Below are 18,870 nucleotides of genomic sequence, written 5' to 3' on the forward strand. Positions count from 1 at the left end.
ATGTTGAAGCGCGTTCTGAAATCTGGCACCTTGCTGGTGTCCGGGACTGCCGGCGGACAGTTAATGGTGGTTATTTTTTCGCCAGTTTTAACACGCCTCTATGTCCCCGAGGAATTTGGTGTATTCGGTGCTTATGCAGCTGTGCTGTACATGCTGCTATCTTGTGTTTCGCTACGCTATGAAGTGGCCATCCCTCTGGCAGAGACTGATGAAGATGCAGATTATCTGGCGGCGCTGGCATTGTCCCTTACGGCAATATTTTCCTTATTGCTCTTTCCGGTGCTGTGGTGCGTGGGATTTTTCTATTCTCCTAAATATTTCTGGATATTCCAGTATTTCTTGCCTCTCGGTGCTGCTGCAGCCGGGGTATACAACGTATTCATGTATATGCGCTTGCGCAGCGGAGACCAGAAGGTCATTGCCAAGACACGTGTGACTCAATTAATGGTGGGTACTGTTATCCAGATTGGCTGTGGATTTTTGCGAATAGGTGTTGCCGGACTGGTTGTGGGGCAGATCATCGGCTTGTCATTTGGTCTCAGCAGATTGACAGGGTTTTCATTCGAAAAGTACCTGCAATTGATCTCTCGCAGAGATAAATTGATGGAGCAAGCGAGGCAGAGAAGCGGGTTTGCATACTACGATGCCCCCGCGGCACTTATGGCCATGGCCAACAATCATATGGCGATACTGCTGACTGCAGTCTTTTTCTCTCCGGCTTTTGCCGGAGGGTATGCGCTAGCCCAGCGTGTCATTATTACGCCCTTGGGTATTGTTTCGAGTGCAATATCTTCATCGCTTATTTCAGTGGGGAGGGATTTGAAGAAGTCAGATCATGATGATTTTTTTGAAAAGCAGGAGTATCTTTTGCTACTGATCACTCCCGTGGCTGTCGTTTGCGCCATTCTGTCGATGCACTTTGTTGGGATGATTTTCGGAAGCAAGTGGGAGGTCTCGGGGGCGATTGCGGCATGGATTGTCCTTTTTGTCGGGCAGAAATTCGTCTATGACGCAAGCTTCTCCATGTACGCGATTCAGGGACGGATGCAAGAAGGACTTTTTTCCCAAGTGATTGTTTTTATCGTGCGTTTTGCTGCGCTGATTATTTCTGCGAAATTTATTTCGCCTGTTGCCAGTATCGGGGTGTTTTCCCTAGTGAGCAGTTTGGTGTATCTGACTTTATCGCATCGCATGCTGGGTTCAAGTGAAAATACATCGTATTGTTCATTCATATTGTCGGCTGCTGATGTGGTTTTTCCCTACATGGTGGTTGGAGTATTTTTGATGCAGGATACGGTTACATGGGGGCCGCCTACTGCCTTACTGCTGTATTTCGGATGGTGCTTCTCCAGAATAGGGTATTCATTTTTTATGAGTACGAAAAAGCGTCGCAAGGAGGCGCAGGTATGAGGCAATCTGAAAAGAAGGGTGGTTTTTTTTCCGCCTATATTCTGGCAGGCGCCATTTATTTGCTTTTTGTTTCTGGCGGAGTTTTTCCCTATGTTCAGGGCGATCTTGTGAAAAGCCTTGTAAAAGGGCTAGCGCTTGCTGTGGTAGTTTTTCATTTTCTGATCGCTAGATTGCGTCATGCAGATCTTGATCCTTTAAGTAAATTTTTTTTCTTTGGGTTGACTATAGGGGTGTGGGGGATGATCCGAACTGAGAATTTCGGATTTGCCCTTGAAAAAATAGATGGTGCGGTAGTGTGTTCGATATTTATGGCTGTGCTTTTGCATCATGGCTATCGCAGGTATGGAGTGCTTGATTTCCAGTCCAGACTGCTGACTGTTTCGTTTTTTATTTTGATTTTTACTCTGATATATAAAACAATATTCGGATTTTTTGATCGTGAGGTCAGGTTTTTCCTGAATGGCCCGATTGTCTACGGCTGGATCATGGGATTCTGTTCGCTTCTTTCGTTCCACGTCTGGAATGAAAGAAGGCGACTGGTGTATTTGCCTGCATTTGCCATTTTCTTTATGGCACTGGTCTGGACAGAGTCCAAGGGGGCTATTTTGGCCTTTTTGATCGGATTAGCAATTTATTGTGTACTTAGATTCCACAGAAAATATAAGCTTCTGATTGCCCTAGTCATTGGAGGCATTGTTTTTTATTTCACATTGGCGGATCAACTGGTGGAGCTTTTGGAGGACTCAAGATTGAGCGCAATACTGCGGATCGTGGGTGGAGAACTGAATCAGTCTGATGAAGGCTCGGTGGGGTCACGAGTAGTGCTTATTGATAAAGCCATGCAGGATTTTAGTAGCCATATATTCATGGGGATTGGCTTGGCAAATTATTCGTTTAATGAATTTGTTTATCCGCATAACCAGCATCTGGAAATTTTTGCAGAGATGGGGGTTGTTGTCGGCTTGATTCATGTAATTTTTGTTTTGCTGTCTTTCTGGCGGGCAAATATTCTGAACAAGGCATTGATCGTCTTCTTTGGCGTGGCGGCGAGTTTCAGTGGAGATGTTTCCTATTTGAGATTTCTCTATGCCTTTTGTCTTGTTGGATTCATGCCAAGTATGGGTGCTCAGATTAAAGAGAGGCTTGTGCTGAGCGCGCGCACGATTGGCTAACCTCTGGAAAACATATCTTAGAAGGGTGGTTGCTTTGAATGCGGGTAATTCTGTGAAAATCGCAAAGCTTATCAAACAGCATTTACTTTTTTGTCTGTTGGTGCTGGCGAGTTATTTTTTGAGTCATGAGGTTCACTCTGCTGAAAAACAGGTGAGGATCATGAGTTGGGGGAGGGATTCGTCGGAAAAATCGGAAATTGGTGTGAATGAGATCCGGATGGGATGTGCCAGCGGGCCGGAATCATGTGCAAAAAGTATTGATGCTCGGAATCTTTCCGGGGTAGATGAGGTTGCTCTCTCCTTGGGCTATCAGAAAGAAGATAATTTCCTGGAAAAAGATCTGCCGGGCTACTTGAAACTAGTGGCCGACCATCCCAAGGTCAAGGAAATCGGTATGGATGATTTCGCCAGCTTTATGGGGAGGCTGTGGAGTGGTACTGCGGCACAGAAAATGCTGGACTTTATCCAAGCCATGAAGAAATCTTCCGCCATCAGGTTCAGGGTTACCGTCTACGATGATGAATTGGCGAAGATTTCAATGAACGAAAAATTATTTCCGCTGCAACTGAGAAAAAAAGTCGATAGCGTGGCGTTTTATCTTCGGTACAGGGATAATGTTAATCAGTACGATTATCTTCTGAGACAGGTGACGAGCCTTTTTCCCAATGCGAAGATCTATGGCGGTGTCTATCACTATGATCGCATTGACTATATTTTCTGCGATGAAAATAAAAGGGAACGTTGTACCAAGGAGCAGGAAATGGAATTGTTCTCCTTGACTCTGAAGAAGCAACTGCAGCTGGTTGGTGATAAAAGATTGGCAGGCCTTGAGTTTTATCCAGGCTTCATTGGCGAGGAATCTACTTGGGGTGCGTGGAAAAAGAACGCCATATGCCGCCAGAATCGCATTGAGGACTGTGTAAAAAATTCTCAGTTGATGGGGGTGATCTTGCGGGATGAGGTTCTCCGTTTTTCCGCTCAGAGATAATGAATTTCCCCAGGAGCACATCCTCAGTCTTGGCTCTTTTCATGCTCCGGCATGCTGAATCTCTGGCCGGCGGAAGTTCGTAATTAGCATTATTTCCTTCGGGGCCCCACGGCCGAAAAGGTCTTCTGCCCAGGCAGCCTGCGCCATGCATGGAGGTGGGCGGGTTTGCGGCAGATGTACTCCCATCCATCAGGCGGAATCACGCAGGGCCGGCAGACCTGGCTTTGACCTGCGGCCTGCAAACAGTTTGGATATATGAAACAAGTCTGGATACTCAACCACTACGCTCAGGAGCCGGGCGGTGCCGGTGGCACGCGGCATTTCCACCTAGCAGAGCATCTGCTGGCCCATGGCTGGCATACCACGATCATTGCCGCGAGCGTGGACCATGCGACTGGCCGCCAGCGGCTGGGGTCGCACGAGGCCCAGCGCCACGAGACGATCCGGGGCGTGCCTTTCCTCTGGGTAAAGACGCCCGCTTACGCCGGCAACGGTGGCAGCCGCGTACGCAACATGCTCGCCTATACTTGGGGGACGCTGAGCCGGCGCAGCCTGGCGGTGTTGCCGCGGCCCGATGTGGTGATCGGCTCTAGCGTGCACCCGTTTGCCGCGGTGGCCGGCGCGCTTCTTGCCAGGCGGTACCGGGTGCCCTTCATCTTCGAGGTGCGCGACCTGTGGCCGCAGACGCTGGTGGATATGGGGCGCCTGCGCGATGGGGCCGTCCTCACCCGCGTGCTGCGCAGGCTGGAGCTGTGGCTTTATCGGCGCGCAGCGCGCACCGTGGCGGTTTTGCCGTTGGCCTGGCAGTACATCGTGCCGCTGGGCATCGCCAGGGAGCGTGTTGTCTGGATTCCCAACGGGGTCGACCTCTCGTTGTTCCCGCCTGCGACACCGCCCCGGGAGCCCGAGGATGCAATCTTCACGCTGATGTATTTCGGCGCGCATGGCCAGGCTAATGGGCTGAACACGCTGCTACAGGCGATGGCCCTGCTGCGCCGGTCGCCGCAGGGCGCGCGTATCCGGCTGCGCATGATCGGCGACGGCCCCCAGAAGCCGGAGCTAATGGCCCAGGCGGCCGAGGACGGGCTGGACAACGTCAGCTTCGAGCCCCAGGTTGCCAAGCGTCAAATCCCGTATCTGGCAGCGCAGGCGGACATCTTCGTGATCACGGTGCTCGACCTGCCGGGGCTTTACCGCTTCGGCATCAGCATGAACAAGCTGTTCGACTATCTCGCCGCAGGGCGGCCCATCGTCATGGCCTCGGGTGCTGCGAACAACCCCGTTGCCGAAGCTCGGGCCGGTCTGACGGTCCCTCCGGGAGATCCCCAGGCCCTGGCGGAAGCCATCCTGCAGATGGCTGCAACGCCCCTGGCCGAGCGCCAGCGCATGGGTGCCGCAGGGCGCCAGTATGTGGAGCAGCACCATGGCTTCGGACAGCTGGCGGGGCGGTTGGCCGAGGTGCTAGACACGGTCCGCTCTGAGCCGGGAGGACGGCCGTGAAACGTTGCTTCGATTTCATCGTTGCCTTGTGCGGACTCGTGCTGCTGTCGCTGCCGTTGCTGTTGCTGGTGATTTTGGTGCGCAGCAAGCTGGGCAGTCCGGTGTTCTTTTGCCAGACACGGCCGGGCAGGGATGGCCGGCCCTTTCGGATGCTGAAGTTCCGCACCATGACGGACGCCCGTTGCACCGACGGACAGTTGTTGCCGGATGCTGAGCGCCTTACGTCGTTCGGCCGCTTCCTGCGGGCCAGCAGCCTAGATGAGCTCCCCGAGTTGTGGAATGTGCTCAAAGGCGACATGAGCCTGGTTGGCCCGCGCCCCCTGCTGATGGAGTATTTGCCGCTCTATACGCCTGAGCAAGCGCGTCGCCATGAGGTGCGTCCCGGCATCACCGGCTGGGCGCAGGTCAATGGGCGCAACGCGCTCAGCTGGGAAGCGAAGTTCCAGCTGGATGTTTGGTACGTGGACCACCGCACACTGTGGCTGGATATCCGCATCCTGTGGCTGACGGTGAAGAAAGTGCTAGTGCGCGAGGGTATCAGCGCGACGGGCGAGGCGACCATGCCGCGCTATACCGGTGAAAAATGATAGCGGGTTGCGCCTGTTCACCGAGGATTTCATTGTCAAAGCCATTCATAGCCATGACGCAGATAGCGCTGGTAGCTATCAAAAATTAAGCTTTCAGGAGATCTCAATGCCGCCACATGACCTGTATGGCGTCTATGGCGCCAGCGGCTGCGGCCGCGGCGTGATGCCGCTGGCACGACAGCAACTTGCGCAGGCGGGCGTGCCCGTCGAGCGTCTGGTCTTCATCGATGATGCGCCGCCTGCGGAGCGGATCAACGGCCACCGGCTGCTGAGCTATGCCCAGTTCCTGGCCGAGCCCGCCGCGGAGCGCCATGCGGTGCTGGCCGTCGCCAATGGAGCGGTGCGCGAGCGCCTGGCGCTTCGCTGTGAGCAGGACGACGTGCTCACTTGGAGCGTGGCCGCCGCCAATGTGGTGCGGATGGATGAGGTGCAGCTGGGTGAGGGCGCGGTGCTCTGCCCCTTCGCCACGCTGACTAGTAATATCCGCATCGGCCGGCACTTCCACGCCAACCTCTACAGCTATGTGGAGCACGACTGCATCGTGGGTGACTTCGTTACCTTCGCGCCGGGCGTGCACTGCAACGGCAACGTAGTAGTAGAGGACCACGCCTACATCGGCGCCGGCGCCATCCTCAAGCAGGGGCGGCCGGACGAGCCGCTGGTGATAGGCCGCGGCGCGGTCGTGGGCATGGGCGCGGTGGTCACCAAGAGCGTGGCGCCCGGCACAACTGTGGTCGGCAATCCCGCGCGGCCGCTGCAAAAGGCCTGATGGGCCTTCCCCTTTGGTTCATCCCCGTTTTCAAGTGTTCATACCATGCTCAATACCCCGTTTTCCCCCTGGCCCAGCTTTACTCCAGAGGAGTCCGAAGCCGTGTGCCGCGTCCTGCAATCGAATCAGGTGAACTACTGGACCGGCATCGAGTGCCGCGAGTTCGAGAAGGAGTTCGCCGCTTGGGTAGGCGTTCCGCATGCAGTAGCGTTGGCCAACGGTACGCTAGCGCTGGACATTGCACTCAAGGCCTTAGGCATAGGCAGTGGTGATGAGGTTATCGTAACGCCGCGTACCTTTATTGCCAGCGTCTCTTGTGTAGTTAATGCAGGAGCTACACCGGTGTTCGCGGATGTGGACCCCGATAGCGGTAATGTGTCCGCTGCCACCATTGCCAGAGTTCTCAGTCCCCGCACGAGAGCCGTTATCTGTGTGCACCTGGCAGGCTGGCCTTGCGATATGGATCCGATCATGGAGCTTGCAACAGCCAATGGCTTCTATGTGATTGAGGACTGCGCGCAAGCGCACGGTGCAAGATATAAAGGCCGATCAGTAGGTGCCATCGGACATATTGGAGCCTGGTCTTTCTGCCAAGACAAGATCATGAGTACAGGTGGCGAGGGTGGGATGGTTACAACCAACGATGTGGCCTTGGCGCGCGCGATGTGGGAGTACAAAGACCATGGTAAAAGCTACGAGGCAGTATTCGAACGCCAGCATCCGCCAGGATTTCGATGGCTACATGAGAGTTTTGGGACCAATTGGCGAATGCTGGAAATGCAAGCCGCCATAGGTCGTATCCAGCTCCGGCGCATGACGGAATGGACTTTGCAGCGAATGGCCAATGCATATCACTTCTTTTCCGTCTGTAGACGGCATTCAGCGGTGCGCGTGCCGGATTTCTCTGTCATGCCGGTTGGTAGCTTGCATGCATATTACAAGCTTTACCTATATGTCAAACCCAATAATTTAGCGCCGGGCTGGAACCGCAACAGAATCATTGACACTTTGGTGGGAGAAGGCGTGCCTTGCTACCAAGGCAGCTGCTCCGAGGTTTACTTGGAGAAAGCCTTCGACGGTACTGGCTGGCGTCCACCGAGCCGTCTGCCAGTTGCTCAAGAACTTGGAGAGACAAGTTTAATGTTGCTGGTGCATCCAACACTGACGTCCGAAGAAGTACATAAGACTGGCCTTGCGCTCGATAAGGTGCTGGCGAGTGCGTCTTTATCAGTGGAAAATTGTGAATAATTAGCGAGAGATGGTTTGTATTGCTTAGTAAGCAATACCGTTTATTTACGCTTCGCTGCTGTCATTTGACCTGCTCCGGTTAATCGGCCTAGCAATCCGACCTCATAGCGCTGCAGGCTGGCAAAAAAATAACATTAGTAGTATCCGATTTCGGAATCGGTATTAATGGTCAATTGAACACCAGGCATATCTGCGCCTCGCATCTGACGAAAGACGTTGGTTGTGTATTTCAGTCCAATTATCGTGATGCCTATAGCAGAATTTGCTCGCGGCTGCTTTAGTGACAATCGAGAGAAAAAATGTGGAATAAAAAATCACTAGTTGAACTACTGGTGCACATGCCGCGCTCAACAAAGCGTCTCATTGCGCTGGCTGTCGATACCTTAATCTGTATCTCTACTGTTTGGTTGGCGCTCTGTTTGCGATTGGAGGATTGGGTTTTCCTACAGCCGCAGCACATTAGTGCTGCTCTGCTCGCAGTCACTTTGTTTATTCCCATATTTTACTGGTTTGGGCTGTATGCTAGTGTCTCTCGATACGCAGGATGGCAAGACATGCTTGCTTTATTACGTGCGTTCGCGCTATATGCGATTACCTATTGTTTAATATTTACTGTAATTGGGGTTGATGGACTACCAAGAGCCATAGGCATCCAGCAGCCGTTGCTCATGCTGTTCGGCATTGGCGCAAGCCGTGTTATGGCGCGTTTTTTGCTAAGCAATATTACCCACACGAGAGTTAATCAGAATAAGGTGCCTGGAGTACTTATATTTGGCGCCGGCTCAGCCGGAAGGCGACTTGCGTCAGCGCTTCAAAATTCTCCGGAAAATCACCTGATAGGTTTTATTGACGACGATCCAACCCTGCAAGGCCGCCATTTAAACATGGTGCCTGTCTATGCGCCGTCCGACTTGATGAATTTAGTTAAGATTTCTGATGTTAAGGAAATTCTATTAGCTATTCCTTCTCTAGGTCGAAAGCGTCGGCTAGAGATTTTGAATTTTCTTCGCTCCTTCCCATTACATGTTCGCACATTGCCGAGCCTTTCAGATCTTGCGAATGGAAAAGTGACCTTAAATGATCTGCATGAAATTGATTTCGAAGACCTTCTTGGCCGAGATGCCGTAGAGCCCGATTTTTCTCTAATGCAACGACATGTTCGAGGTAAGGTTGTTATGGTGACTGGTGCAGGCGGTTCGATCGGCAAGGAACTGTGCCGGCAGATCGTACAGTGCGAACCAAAACTTCTTTTGCTGGTGGAGATTAGCGAGTATTCCCTATATCAGGTACAGGAGGATCTGCAGGCAATGTTAAACGAGCGGAGACAAGATCGTGGACCCCTCGCTGTGGAGTTGGTGCCATTGCTGGCATCAGTTACCAATGAAAGCAGGATAAACGAAATCGTCTCCACTTGGTGTCCGCAAACTGTCTATCACGCGGCCGCATATAAGCATGTTCCGCTGGTGGAACGCAACATGCTGGAGGGGGTGCGTAATAACGTTTGGGGCACATGGATCTGTGCTCGTGTTGCTGCTGCCAAAGGCGTCAAAAACTTCGTGCTCATCAGTACAGATAAGGCTGTGAGGCCCACAAACGTGATGGGCGCTAGCAAACGATTAGCGGAAATGGTGCTGCAGGCAATGGCGCATCAGTCAGGCATTTCGACTTGCTTCACGATGGTTCGGTTTGGCAATGTACTTGGTTCTTCCGGCTCAGTGGTTCCACTTTTCAGAAAGCAGATCGCTAACCAAGGTCCCATAACACTTACTCACGCCAGCATCACTAGGTATTTCATGACTATTCCAGAAGCCTCGCAACTTGTCATGCAGGCTGGCGCTATGGCTAGTGGCGGAGAGGTATTTGTGCTCGACATGGGAGAGCCGGTGCGGATTTATGACTTGGCTTGCCGCTTGGTTGAGCTTTCGGGGCTACGAGTGCGTGACAGCAAAAATCCTCATGGAGATATAGAGATAAATATCACTGGACTACGCCCTGGTGAGAAGCTTTATGAGGAGTTATTGATTGGTGATGGTGCACAGCCGACAAGTCATTCAAGAATTTTGAAGGCGCACGAATCTTTTTTGGACTGGAATCAGCTTGAGCCTAAGCTCAATATGTTGGAGTCATACATATCCGCATCAGATATGGAGGCGGTAAGAAAATTACTCATGAATGTAGTTTCTGGGTACAAACCAGTCAATGAAGTGGTTGATTTGGTTTACCAGCAATGCGAACGTGAACGAGGTATTAGAGAGCTGGTAAGACAAAAGGAACCTTATGCACTGTTTGTTGCTAATGTTTCTGAGGAGTAGTGAACCAAAATATATCAAAAAATAATAAATCAACAGCAAGGTAAATTCTGAACATTTGATGTTATAGCGATTTGATGCCGTAGATTTCACTATTGTTACTGGTTCACCTTAGAAATTAATATTTAATTTGATTGTGGTAATTGCCATGCATAAAATTGAAGCGATCAATAATATACAATCCTATGAGTCAAATGAAATTAAAGCCCTATCCGAGAAATTAATTGAGGATTTGAAAAATGGTTGTTTGGCTTTGGCATTTCAGCGAGTAGTTGCTTTTGACAGAATTAATGTTATCTCATGTCTTTATTATGAGGTTCTTCTTCGGCGTTCTGTAGATTTTGAGGTTAATTATCTGTCCTGCGGTGAAGGCATAAAAGCACTGGAGCTGATGAATAAAGTTGAGCAACTAGACTTTAGCGTGATATGGACAACTATTCATACCTTGAAGTTAAACACTCTTCAAAAAATAGGCTGTAATATTTCAGCCCTAACTTTCAAAAAAAGTAGCAACTGGAATTTTATTATTTTCTTTTTAGAAAAGAACAAGAGCATATCCGAAAGATTATTTATTGAGATAACGGAAACAAGTGAATTTTCAGATAAAAATGAATCTTTAATTTTAATAAAGAGATTAAAAAATACTGGGGTGAAAATAGTGATTGATGATTATGGAAAATATAATAGTAATACTGAATTGATTGAACTAATAAACCCCGACGTTGTTAAAATAGATAGATCTCTGTTAGCTAAATCTCGTGATTCAATTCTTATTCTTAAGAAAGTTATTGAATCATGTCATAGGGTAACTGACTGCGTTATAGTCGAAGGTGTCGAAAGTGAACTTGATTTAAAAATTGCTCATAATGCTGGTGCTCAAGGAGTGCAAGGTTTTTATATCCATCGACCAACTTTGAGAACTGAATGGATTAGCAAAAGTATAGTAAAAGTTACGAATATATTCGTGTAGACGAAGCTCTTATCAATTATTTTGAAGATTGCGTTTTAATATCATAATTAATGATATTGTAGTTTGGCGCTGTTGCATAAAACCTGGTTGAAACTAGCTACCCAAAACCCTAGCCGTTGCTATTGCACGGCTGCCGTTTGAGGACGCCCCAGTTCAGTGAAGCGATTCAATATGGCTGCTGGGATATGCAGCTCATTCACTTGACGTTCAAAGGTTCGGGACATCACACGCTCGCCCAGGCGCTTGATGCAATTCATCTTGGTTTCCACCAAGCTTCGCCGGTGATAGCCACTCCAGCGCTTCCAGATGCTTAGCCCCAACCGCTTGCATGCGGCAATCGCTGTATTGCGATGTTCAAAGACGCTACTTTTGCGGATGCGTGCATTCTTTCGAGGTGGAATGACTGGAGTCGCTCCGCACCTCGTCACTGCTTCATGGACTGGCTGTGTCTCCTAAGCTCCATCGCCTGTCAGGCTGTCAAGCACTTCATCTTTCGGTAACTGCCGCATGGCCAGGCCAAACATATTCTTGAGCGGCAAGTAAAACTGGATGGCAGCATCCGAGAATTTCGGGCTACGCCCACGTTTGCCGCTGGCTGCGGCAAACCATTGCATGCACTTGTCGAACCAGATGGTCAACGAGCCTCGTGACTTCAAGGCTGCGTTGTAGCTGAGCCAGTTGGTGGTGCGGTAGCGGGGCTTGCTGGGCTGGCTCATGACTTGAGCCTAGCGCTTACGACTCGCCGATTTCTGCAACAACGCCAGGTTAATTTACTTCTGTTATCAAAAATATTTTTTAAAAGATAGTTTCTATAAAATTATTGATAATATAGATTCTCTCTTTGCTGCATAGATTCTCCAAAATGGCAGCTTTAATTTTGCATTTTTTAATGATTTGGCTTGGTTTTTGTGTATCTATTGTATTATATTCGGCTAGTCTAAACTTGGAGAGAAAGATAGATGGCAGATCAAAACAAGATAGATTGTGAGATAAATTTTAGAGGACCAGGTCTTCGCATTGTTATAGTTGGTAGAGGTGAAACTCGCGGTAGAAGGCCTCATCTTCTTCGTTTGCGCGAGAGCGTCTATCAAGAGTTGAAGCAGTACGCTGATGGTCAGACTTATCTATTGGTTGAGTTAGCCTTACGCAAGATGATTGACGAGCTAAAGCGAAGGCCTATATCTGAAGTCGAAATAATCCAAGCACATGATTTTGATGCTACGCCTGAAGACATTCGGTTGCTTGCATTAAATAGAGGATCTGCTGATAATTAGCTAATTATAGAATTTTTAAATTATTTTATTTCTCCAGTATTTATTATTGGAGATTTATTTTAATTGAAATGCAAAATATATTAAAATTCTTTATGCTATTGGTATATATTATATTTAATTGTAAAAATATTATATTTTATGGTGCAATAAATATATATTAAAGTTCTAACGTTTTGTGCTTAATGTAAATATCCTTTTAAATGCTAATTTAATATAAAATATTTATAATTGATTTTATAAAATTAGAGTATGTATTTTTAATAAAATAGCAATTAAATATTTCATTTTAAATAATCATTAAAAATTTTCACGGTGTGAATGATGTTGTTGCATAAATCGCTGTGCCGCAGGCCGTAGGCTTGCGTCATGAGCCAGTTCAGCAAACCTCGCTACCGCACCACCAACTGGCCCAGCTACAACGCAGCCTTGAAGTCACGAGGCTCGTTGACCATCTGGCTCGACAAGCGCATGCAATGGTTTGCCGCGGCCAGCGGCAAACGCTGGCGAAGCCCTAAGTTCTCGGATGCAGCCATTAAGTTTTACCTGACGATGAAGAATCTGTTCGGCTTGGCACTGCGCCAAGCCATGGGAATGGTGGAGTCCCTTTTGCATTTGTAAGGGCTGCATTGGCCCACGCCGGAATTCAGCACAGTTTGCCACCGCCAGCGTAGCTTGCAGGTACAAGTTCCATATCACTGCAACCAAGCAGGGCTGCATTTGCTCGTGGACTCGACGGGTATCAAGTTCTTGGGTGAAGGCGAGTGGAAATGCAAAAAAGCACGACGCTGAAGGCCGTCGTCAATGGCGCAAACTGCACATCTGCATTGATGCGCAGACATTGCAAATACGGGCAATTTGCGTAACGAGCAATGAAGTAAGTGATGCTGTTGTCGTCGCGGATCTACTGGAGCAAGTCCCTCTCAACGAAGCCGTGCTCAGTTTGACCGGTGATGTGGCCTATGACACACAGCCCGTGTATGAGGCGGTGATTCAACGGGGCGCAGTCCCCATCACTCCTCCGAGAAAGAACGCCCGGATACGCAAAGGCGATGCCTTCGGGTATCGCAATGCGGCGCTCGCCGCATGCAGATGTTTGGGTCGAAGGATATGGGAAGTGTGGAGTGGCTATCACCGGCGAAGCCTGGTGGAGAGCAAGATGAACTGCATCAAACGACTGGGCGAGAGGGTCATATCCAGAACCTTTGAGCGCCAGGTCAATGAGTTGCATATCCGTGCTGCCATTCTCAATCGATTCACAGAGCTGGGCTGCACTCAGACAGTCGCCGTTGCATAGCTGCGTGTGGGTCAGGGGCAACTCAGCTTCAATCAGATTTATTCAAGAGCGCCCTTGGTTAATACACATTTAATATCAAATAATTAATGCTTGTATGATAAAAAAACCTGACTCAATAACAGTATCGTCTTTGATTCGAAAAATAATATTTATTTGGTATTCAGATCAACAGATTTGTATTAATAAATCTCTAAATGCAATTGGTCGCATTTTATGTGATCCTCAGTCGCCGACATAGTTAACATATCTATTTTATGAGTGAACTCGATTATTAAAACCTAATAATTTAGATGGTATCATATTTATGAATAACCCGACCTACAAAGAGTTGTTAGTACAACGCGAGGCGCTTGAAAAGCATATTGAATCTGTCCGCAAAGCAGAAATCGCAGATGCTCTTCATAAAATTAAGAGCTTAATTGATGCGCTTAATTTGACGAGACAAGACATTCTTCCCCTTATAAGGAAAAAGCGTGAAATACGCGTTTCATACCCTAAATATAGGAATCCATTGACGGGTCAAACGTGGAATGGTCGAGGAAAGCCCCCAAACTGGATTAGGGATTCTGAACGTTCCAAATTTGAGATATTATCGTCCAGGTAATAATCTCATGTTGTGCAGTTAGATAAAAATTTGCAGGCTAAATTATACCTAACCATAGTCTAAGCAATAAATATCTTTAAAATAGATCGATCTAATTTGCTACGGTACTGCTGTATAAATCAGCCTTAGGCCAGCCTTGACTACCCATAGGCAGGTAGATATACCCGGTCTATTTTTTGAGCAAAGGAGGCAGTTCATGAACGCAAAGTGACGTACACCCGAATTTATAGAAGAAACTGTCAAACAACTGATCGAGCGCGGCTATTCGGTGGGAGAGATATCAGCCGGTCTAAGGGTCTCAACGTACTGCCTCTACAAATGGGTCAAGGCTGTATCGCCCGACCGCAATGAGCAACAGTCCCAAGAATCGCTCTAAACCAAGACGGAGATCTTGCGTTTGCGCAGTCAGATGCGATGCATTGAAGAAGAACGGGATATCTTAAAAAAGCCGTGCGGTACTTGGCCAGGGAGTCCGAGTGACGTACGGCCTCATCAACGAGCACCGCAGCCAACAGGCAATCAGCCTGATGTGCAGGTTGCTGCGAGTGGCTGGTGCAGGGTTCTATGAGTGATTACACGATCCGGTCTCCTCTCACGAGCAAGAAGACAGACGCTTGCTCGAGCTGATCCGCTATTCATACACGGCCAGCCATGGGGTCTATGCCGCTCGCCGTCTGTTTGCCGATCTGCGCGAGGCGGGTGAGCGCTGCGGCAAGCTTCGCGATGCACCCTTCATGCGCAAACACAAGATCAAGGCTTTACGGGGCTACAAAGCGCCGTAGCACATTGCGGACCTTCAATCATTGCCCTCAACCACTTGCAGAGGCAGTTCACCGTAGATGCCCCAGACAGGGCCGGGGTCATGGACATCGCCTTCATTCGCACTTGGCAATTACAGCAGTCTGGAGGAGGAGCGCATTCGCAAGCGCATCTACGAGACTCGGGACATGGCGCGGGCCGAGGTGCTTGACTGCATCGAGGTGTTCTACAACCGGTCACGCCGCCATAGTCATCTGGGCGGCATTAGCCCGAGGCATTTGAGCGCGCCTGGGCGGGAAACTGGGAGTCGTCCACTGGAGTGAGGACAGTCCATTTGCCATCGGGCTTAGAACTGCATGTTGGTGACATTTCTGCAGTGGTCGCTGTCGCTCCAGGCCAGACTTCCTTACAAGCTGTCCTGTCTTCTTGGCCAGTCCAGCGGGATCAGGGCATCTCCCGAAAGCTTGTTCCACCTTTTACGAGTAGAACTTACGTATCGGGGGTCATCGCTGAAATATGCGTGCTCAATCAGCAGAACCTGCAAATCTTTCTGTTCGGCGGTAGCTTTGAACAAAAAGTCTAGGTGACGACGCATTGCCAGGACCTCCTCATTTTCACCAAGACTTGCTTCGTCGTCTCCGCTTTGAGGATAGTAGGGACGGCTGATTTGATCGAATGCTAGAAAAGCCGGTACAGGGGCGTTGGCTTTTCCTAGGTGCTTTTGTAGAGCAAAGGACAGCGCAATGTGGATAGCCAAGTAGTTCTCATCAGATCCAGCATCAGGTAGTCGTAGTACCGCTCCAGACTCTTCCTCAATGATCGCGATAGCTGGTGGCTTACTCGAAAATTCCAACTCAGCGTCATCGCAAGGTGCGACGGTAGGCAGCAATGAGAACGCCTCAGACAAATATTGCGAAACCTTTCGCTCAGCTCGCGCTAGCAAAACTTGTTTTGCGTCGTTATCAATCAGCGCCTCAAGGTCCTCAATCTGCTCACGTAGGACGTTCAAGTCAGGGCCTGGAAGCGGGGTCGCAGGATTCATCTCTAAGAACTGCGAGACCTTGCCCATCAAGTGCGCGTGATACTGCGCCAGGTTGTCCATCTCCTTGGCTTCAGTGCTTTGCCTGATCCAGGTTTTTATACGCTCGTCGACGCCCTTGAGCTTGTCATTGAGCCTTGTAAGCTCCAACTGAAGTGATTGCTCATGATCTACAAGTCTAGGTCGTACATTCTCAACCGCCGCGCCTTCAGAGCGAACGATATCAATTGATTGGCGGATGGCATGGGAGGCCGCTATCCCTCGCTCGCTGGGCGCATCACACAGGGGGCAAGTGTGGGCCGTCGGCTCAAGGTGCTCAGCAATTTTCAACTTCTCATATTGCCGTTTTACTGCGCCCTGGAACCCCGACATTTCTTGGAGCGCCACCTGCGTAGCTCGAGAACTACGCCTCGCTTTTTCTATCTCACTGAGCAGACTGCGACGCTGCGTGTGAAGACTAGACAGCTCTCCTTCGCTCGGGTTCTGACCTTTGCTGAATTTCAACCGCTTGAGCCGGAATAGTGCTTCTTGAAGTACTGTTTCAGAAGCATCGTCTGGTGGGAGCTCACAAAGACCAGTGCGATGAGCATCCATCAGTAAACGCGTCGCATGCTTTTTGTAGTCGCTACCCTCGGCTTGGTGAATTCGAAGCTGGCGCTGCTCCCGATCAAGCTGCTTGCGAAGTTCCCTTAGTCGACGCTCCTGAATCACGGTGTCTTGAGTGACGACACCGAGAAAGTAAGGCATGGTCTCAATAATTCCGGGAGCCTCATCGGCTTGGTCTAATCCATGAAGTAGGGCGGTCTCGTTATAGATAACGTCTTTGGGTACAAACATGTAGGCCGTTGCATGGCGTACGGTCGGACGCCATTTTCGCACAGCGTTTTCATCCAAAACATCGACTACTCCCCCTATCCCAAATGCTCTTTCAATAAAGGACTTTCCTGCTACCAGGTTTGTAGCACCTTGAAACTCCTCCAACGACGTTGGGATAGGGAGGTTTCGTCCGCTACTGACAAACATTTTTGTGCTGGTTTTTTGACCCAAAGGTGGAATAACCCGGCCGGTGATCATCTCCGCGTCACCTAAAACCCATTTGATGCCGACAGCGATGCTGTGACGCTTCACGTGAGCTGCAAGCTCACACTCACGAGATCCTAGACAATAATCGATGGCTTTGATCAGCGTCGATTTACCTGTTCCAGATGCTCCAGTGAAGATATTAACCTCGCCAAGCTCTAGTTTAAGGATGCGAACACGGCCGCCCTCGCCAATAAAAAAAATTCTCGATATATTCCAACGGTTCATAATTCAAGACCCATCAAGTTGAATACCGTCCTTGTTGAGCCAGCCGAAGCAAACCAATGACCAAGTCGGTCTATATTGTCAAAATTCTTCTGTGTTTCCTGCGATAACTCTGCTTTGAGCTGCGTTGGCACAGGTGACATCCCAAGTGTTACTTTGCCGTCAGTATTAATGGCCAATAAATTGCTAAAACAACCAAACCTAATGGCTTCTGTTACGATATCCAATGAGCCATTCACTCGAGCAGCAAGACGAATCTGAATGGAAGGACTGCGACGCAACCACTCCAATAAGCCTGTCTTACGATTCGTTCCGTTGAACGTAGCAACTAAATCTCCAGACAAGGCCAATGGCAGAGCGGCGTAACACAAGGTGATCTCTGGCTCTGACTCATTCCTTATGCGATATGCTCGGACGAATGTGGCTAGAAGTGACGCGCAATAAGCTGGATTGGTTTCGGCAAAAATGTCGTGAGCAATCGCCATGACCTTAGTCCTTGAGAAGCTTCATGTAGTTTGCATGCCAACCAACGCGCAGGTCGATTGCAAGAACTTGGAAGGTACCTTGTACATAGTAATGAGCGGTCCAGCCACGCGCGATTGGCTCAACTTGAGTCGGAGCGTTCTCATGAGTCCAACGCAGTAGTTCAAGGCCCTTGTGGGCCACCTGGGCTGGCTCAAGTTCAGCGCAGTCCTCGACCATTTGGGTGTGGCGATCTGACCAGCGCTCAGTTAGTACTGTGTCGTAGCCCGCTATTTTCGAACGCATCTCAGGATTATTTGTAATCCAACTGGATCGTTGCTCTTTCGCCCGCCATTGTGCTCGGATTGCCTTGGCAATGTCTGAGGGCCTACCATTTACAAGCGCAATTTGACGCGTCAGCAGTCCATCAGGCTCGTAATCGTCGGGCTGTGTGAACTCGGAGAACTCGGCCACCAAAGTCCCATTATCTATATCCGCGATAATCGAAGATATCTGATGCTCCATTTCGCTTCGGTGGATTACTCGATCTCGCTTTTCACACAAACTGAATATGACTTGTTGATCCCACCACTGTAGAAGGCGTTTTGCAGCCTCCAATCGTTGTACTTTAGGAATGAGGTGCAGTCGCTTGGCCACCTCATTAGGCATTTCTCCAATGCTCGCAGTGTCCTGCTGAATAATTACTCTGCGCAGTAGACTTAAGCGAGCGGAAGGGCTGAGTGCGTGAAAGGCGAGGCAGCCAGGAGCTCGAGCAGCATGAGGGAGCTTGGTACCTGCTGACTTTGCGTCTGCTCTTTCAGACAGCACACGATCTGCTTCTTCCTCCATCGCCTTCAACAGCGCCTCGCGTTCACTGCCTGAATCGCATAACGACATCAGCGGTGAATCAGCAGGCACCTTTCCAACTGCAACGAGGTGGAAAGTCGTGTCTGCAAGTGAAACAAAAGGGAGAGCATCGATCCAGACCTTGATAGTCTTCCAGAACGCCACTGAGGCCAGAGTGACGGGAGGAGGGTCCTTTTGGATAGAGTGCTTAGAGCCGCTAACACTACTTCCCTTTGAGAGCGGCATGAAGCATTTATGCTTCATGCCCTCATGGCAAGACAACCCGTTAGCAAAGAGCTGTGGCGACAGCTGCAGCCCCTGATCCCCGCCTTCA

At 49.6% G+C, this 18,870-nt stretch carries 14 protein-coding genes and 3 pseudogenes; 13 read left to right on the forward strand and 4 right to left on the reverse strand.

All coding sequences use genetic code 11. The features are described 5' to 3' along the window. The 9 genes from FSY45_RS23590 to FSY45_RS23630 all read left to right on the forward strand — a co-directional run bounded on the left by FSY45_RS23590 (position 1) and on the right by FSY45_RS23630 (position 10,953). A complete protein-coding gene (locus FSY45_RS23590) occupies positions 1-1,410 on the forward strand; it encodes a lipopolysaccharide biosynthesis protein (RefSeq protein ID WP_034359160.1) in 1,410 nt (469 codons plus the stop codon). Then, positions 1,407-2,582 (forward strand): O-antigen ligase, encoded by a 1,176-nt coding sequence (locus FSY45_RS23595; protein WP_034359158.1) that lies wholly within the window; start codon positions 1,407-1,409, stop codon positions 2,580-2,582. The genes FSY45_RS23590 and FSY45_RS23595 overlap by 4 nt, the downstream gene beginning before the upstream one ends. Positions 2,583-2,634: 52 nt before the next feature. Further along, positions 2,635-3,570, forward strand: a complete 936-nt coding sequence (locus tag FSY45_RS23600; protein WP_034359156.1) for a hypothetical protein — start codon at positions 2,635-2,637, stop codon at positions 3,568-3,570. Positions 3,571-3,825: 255 nt separating this feature from the next. Beyond that, a complete protein-coding gene (locus FSY45_RS23605; protein WP_034359154.1) occupies positions 3,826-5,070 on the forward strand; it encodes a glycosyltransferase family 4 protein in 1,245 nt (414 codons plus the stop codon). Further along, positions 5,067-5,657, forward strand: a complete 591-nt coding sequence (locus FSY45_RS23610; RefSeq protein ID WP_034359152.1) for a sugar transferase — start codon at positions 5,067-5,069, stop codon at positions 5,655-5,657. Before FSY45_RS23605 ends, FSY45_RS23610 begins: the two co-directional genes overlap by 4 nt. Positions 5,658-5,763: 106 nt before the next feature. After that, positions 5,764-6,426 carry an acetyltransferase gene (locus FSY45_RS23615; protein WP_034359150.1) on the forward strand — a complete coding sequence of 221 codons (663 nt, stop codon included), beginning with the start codon at positions 5,764-5,766 and terminating at the stop codon, positions 6,424-6,426. Between the two features lie 45 nt (positions 6,427-6,471). After that, positions 6,472-7,674, forward strand: a complete 1,203-nt coding sequence (locus tag FSY45_RS23620) for a DegT/DnrJ/EryC1/StrS aminotransferase family protein (RefSeq protein WP_034359147.1) — start codon at positions 6,472-6,474, stop codon at positions 7,672-7,674. Positions 7,675-7,973: 299 nt separating this feature from the next. Next, a complete protein-coding gene (locus FSY45_RS23625; protein ID WP_052057681.1) occupies positions 7,974-9,986 on the forward strand; it encodes a nucleoside-diphosphate sugar epimerase/dehydratase in 2,013 nt (670 codons plus the stop codon). A 145-nt stretch (positions 9,987-10,131) separates the two neighbouring features. Then, entirely contained in the window at positions 10,132-10,953 is an 822-nt protein-coding gene (locus tag FSY45_RS23630; RefSeq protein WP_080746217.1) for an EAL domain-containing protein, read from the forward strand. Positions 10,954-11,072: 119 nt separating this feature from the next. Here FSY45_RS23630 and FSY45_RS23635 read toward each other — a convergent pair. Beyond that, positions 11,073-11,669 (reverse strand): annotated as a pseudogene (locus FSY45_RS23635) (transposase). Positions 11,670-11,912: 243 nt separating this feature from the next. Here FSY45_RS23635 and FSY45_RS23640 point away from each other — a divergent pair. From FSY45_RS23640 to FSY45_RS23660, 4 genes and pseudogenes are all read left to right on the forward strand, one after another. Further along, positions 11,913-12,227: a hypothetical protein gene (locus FSY45_RS23640; RefSeq protein WP_131324759.1), complete on the forward strand. Its 315-nt coding sequence runs from the start codon at positions 11,913-11,915 to the stop codon at positions 12,225-12,227. Between the two features lie 366 nt (positions 12,228-12,593). Next, positions 12,594-13,521 (forward strand): annotated as a pseudogene (locus FSY45_RS23645) (IS5 family transposase). Between the two features lie 304 nt (positions 13,522-13,825). Then, complete coding sequence (locus FSY45_RS23650) at positions 13,826-14,125, forward strand: H-NS histone family protein (RefSeq protein ID WP_080746218.1); 300 nt, start codon at positions 13,826-13,828, stop codon at positions 14,123-14,125. 226 nt (positions 14,126-14,351) lie between these two features. After that, positions 14,352-15,207: pseudogene (locus FSY45_RS23660) on the forward strand (IS3 family transposase). An 83-nt stretch (positions 15,208-15,290) separates the two neighbouring features. Here FSY45_RS23660 and FSY45_RS23665 read toward each other — a convergent pair. Genes FSY45_RS23665 through FSY45_RS27915 form a run of 3 tightly spaced genes read right to left on the reverse strand, consistent with a single transcriptional unit; the run spans position 15,291 to position 18,800 of the window. After that, on the reverse strand, positions 15,291-17,231 hold the full coding sequence (locus FSY45_RS23665; protein WP_034360118.1) for a DUF3732 domain-containing protein: 1,941 nt from the start codon (positions 17,229-17,231) through the stop codon (positions 15,291-15,293). Beyond that, a complete protein-coding gene (locus FSY45_RS23670) occupies positions 17,228-17,713 on the reverse strand; it encodes a three component ABC system middle component (protein ID WP_080746219.1) in 486 nt (161 codons plus the stop codon). The genes FSY45_RS23665 and FSY45_RS23670 overlap by 4 nt, the downstream gene beginning before the upstream one ends. 4 nt (positions 17,714-17,717) lie before the next feature. Then, positions 17,718-18,800, reverse strand: a complete 1,083-nt coding sequence (locus tag FSY45_RS27915) for an ABC-three component system protein (protein ID WP_080746220.1) — start codon at positions 18,798-18,800, stop codon at positions 17,718-17,720. Positions 18,801-18,870: the final 70 nt, after the last annotated feature.

Source organism: Comamonas sp. Z1, from assembly GCF_008121555.1.
GTDB classification, from domain to species: Bacteria; Pseudomonadota; Gammaproteobacteria; order Burkholderiales; family Burkholderiaceae_C; genus Comamonas; species Comamonas thiooxydans.

What these genes read in the sequence shown, in the direction of transcription:
- FSY45_RS23590 (WP_034359160.1), top strand. Translation starts at nt 1, where the DNA reads ATGTTGAAGCGCGTTCTGAAATCTGGCACCTTGCTGGTGTCCGGGACT.
- FSY45_RS23595 (WP_034359158.1), top strand. Translation starts at nt 1,407, where the DNA reads ATGAGGCAATCTGAAAAGAAGGGTGGTTTTTTTTCCGCCTATATTCTG.
- FSY45_RS23605 (WP_034359154.1), top strand. Translation starts at nt 3,826, where the DNA reads ATGAAACAAGTCTGGATACTCAACCACTACGCTCAGGAGCCGGGCGGT.
- FSY45_RS23615 (WP_034359150.1), top strand. Translation starts at nt 5,764, where the DNA reads ATGCCGCCACATGACCTGTATGGCGTCTATGGCGCCAGCGGCTGCGGC.
- FSY45_RS23620 (WP_034359147.1), top strand. Translation starts at nt 6,472, where the DNA reads ATGCTCAATACCCCGTTTTCCCCCTGGCCCAGCTTTACTCCAGAGGAG.
- FSY45_RS23625 (WP_052057681.1), top strand. Translation starts at nt 7,974, where the DNA reads ATGTGGAATAAAAAATCACTAGTTGAACTACTGGTGCACATGCCGCGC.
- FSY45_RS23630 (WP_080746217.1), top strand. Translation starts at nt 10,132, where the DNA reads ATGCATAAAATTGAAGCGATCAATAATATACAATCCTATGAGTCAAAT.
- FSY45_RS23640 (WP_131324759.1), top strand. Translation starts at nt 11,913, where the DNA reads ATGGCAGATCAAAACAAGATAGATTGTGAGATAAATTTTAGAGGACCA.
- FSY45_RS23650 (WP_080746218.1), top strand. Translation starts at nt 13,826, where the DNA reads ATGAATAACCCGACCTACAAAGAGTTGTTAGTACAACGCGAGGCGCTT.
- FSY45_RS23665 (WP_034360118.1), bottom strand. Translation starts at nt 17,231, where the DNA reads ATGAACCGTTGGAATATATCGAGAATTTTTTTTATTGGCGAGGGCGGC.
- FSY45_RS23670 (WP_080746219.1), bottom strand. Translation starts at nt 17,713, where the DNA reads ATGGCGATTGCTCACGACATTTTTGCCGAAACCAATCCAGCTTATTGC.
- FSY45_RS27915 (WP_080746220.1), bottom strand. Translation starts at nt 18,800, where the DNA reads ATGAAGCATAAATGCTTCATGCCGCTCTCAAAGGGAAGTAGTGTTAGC.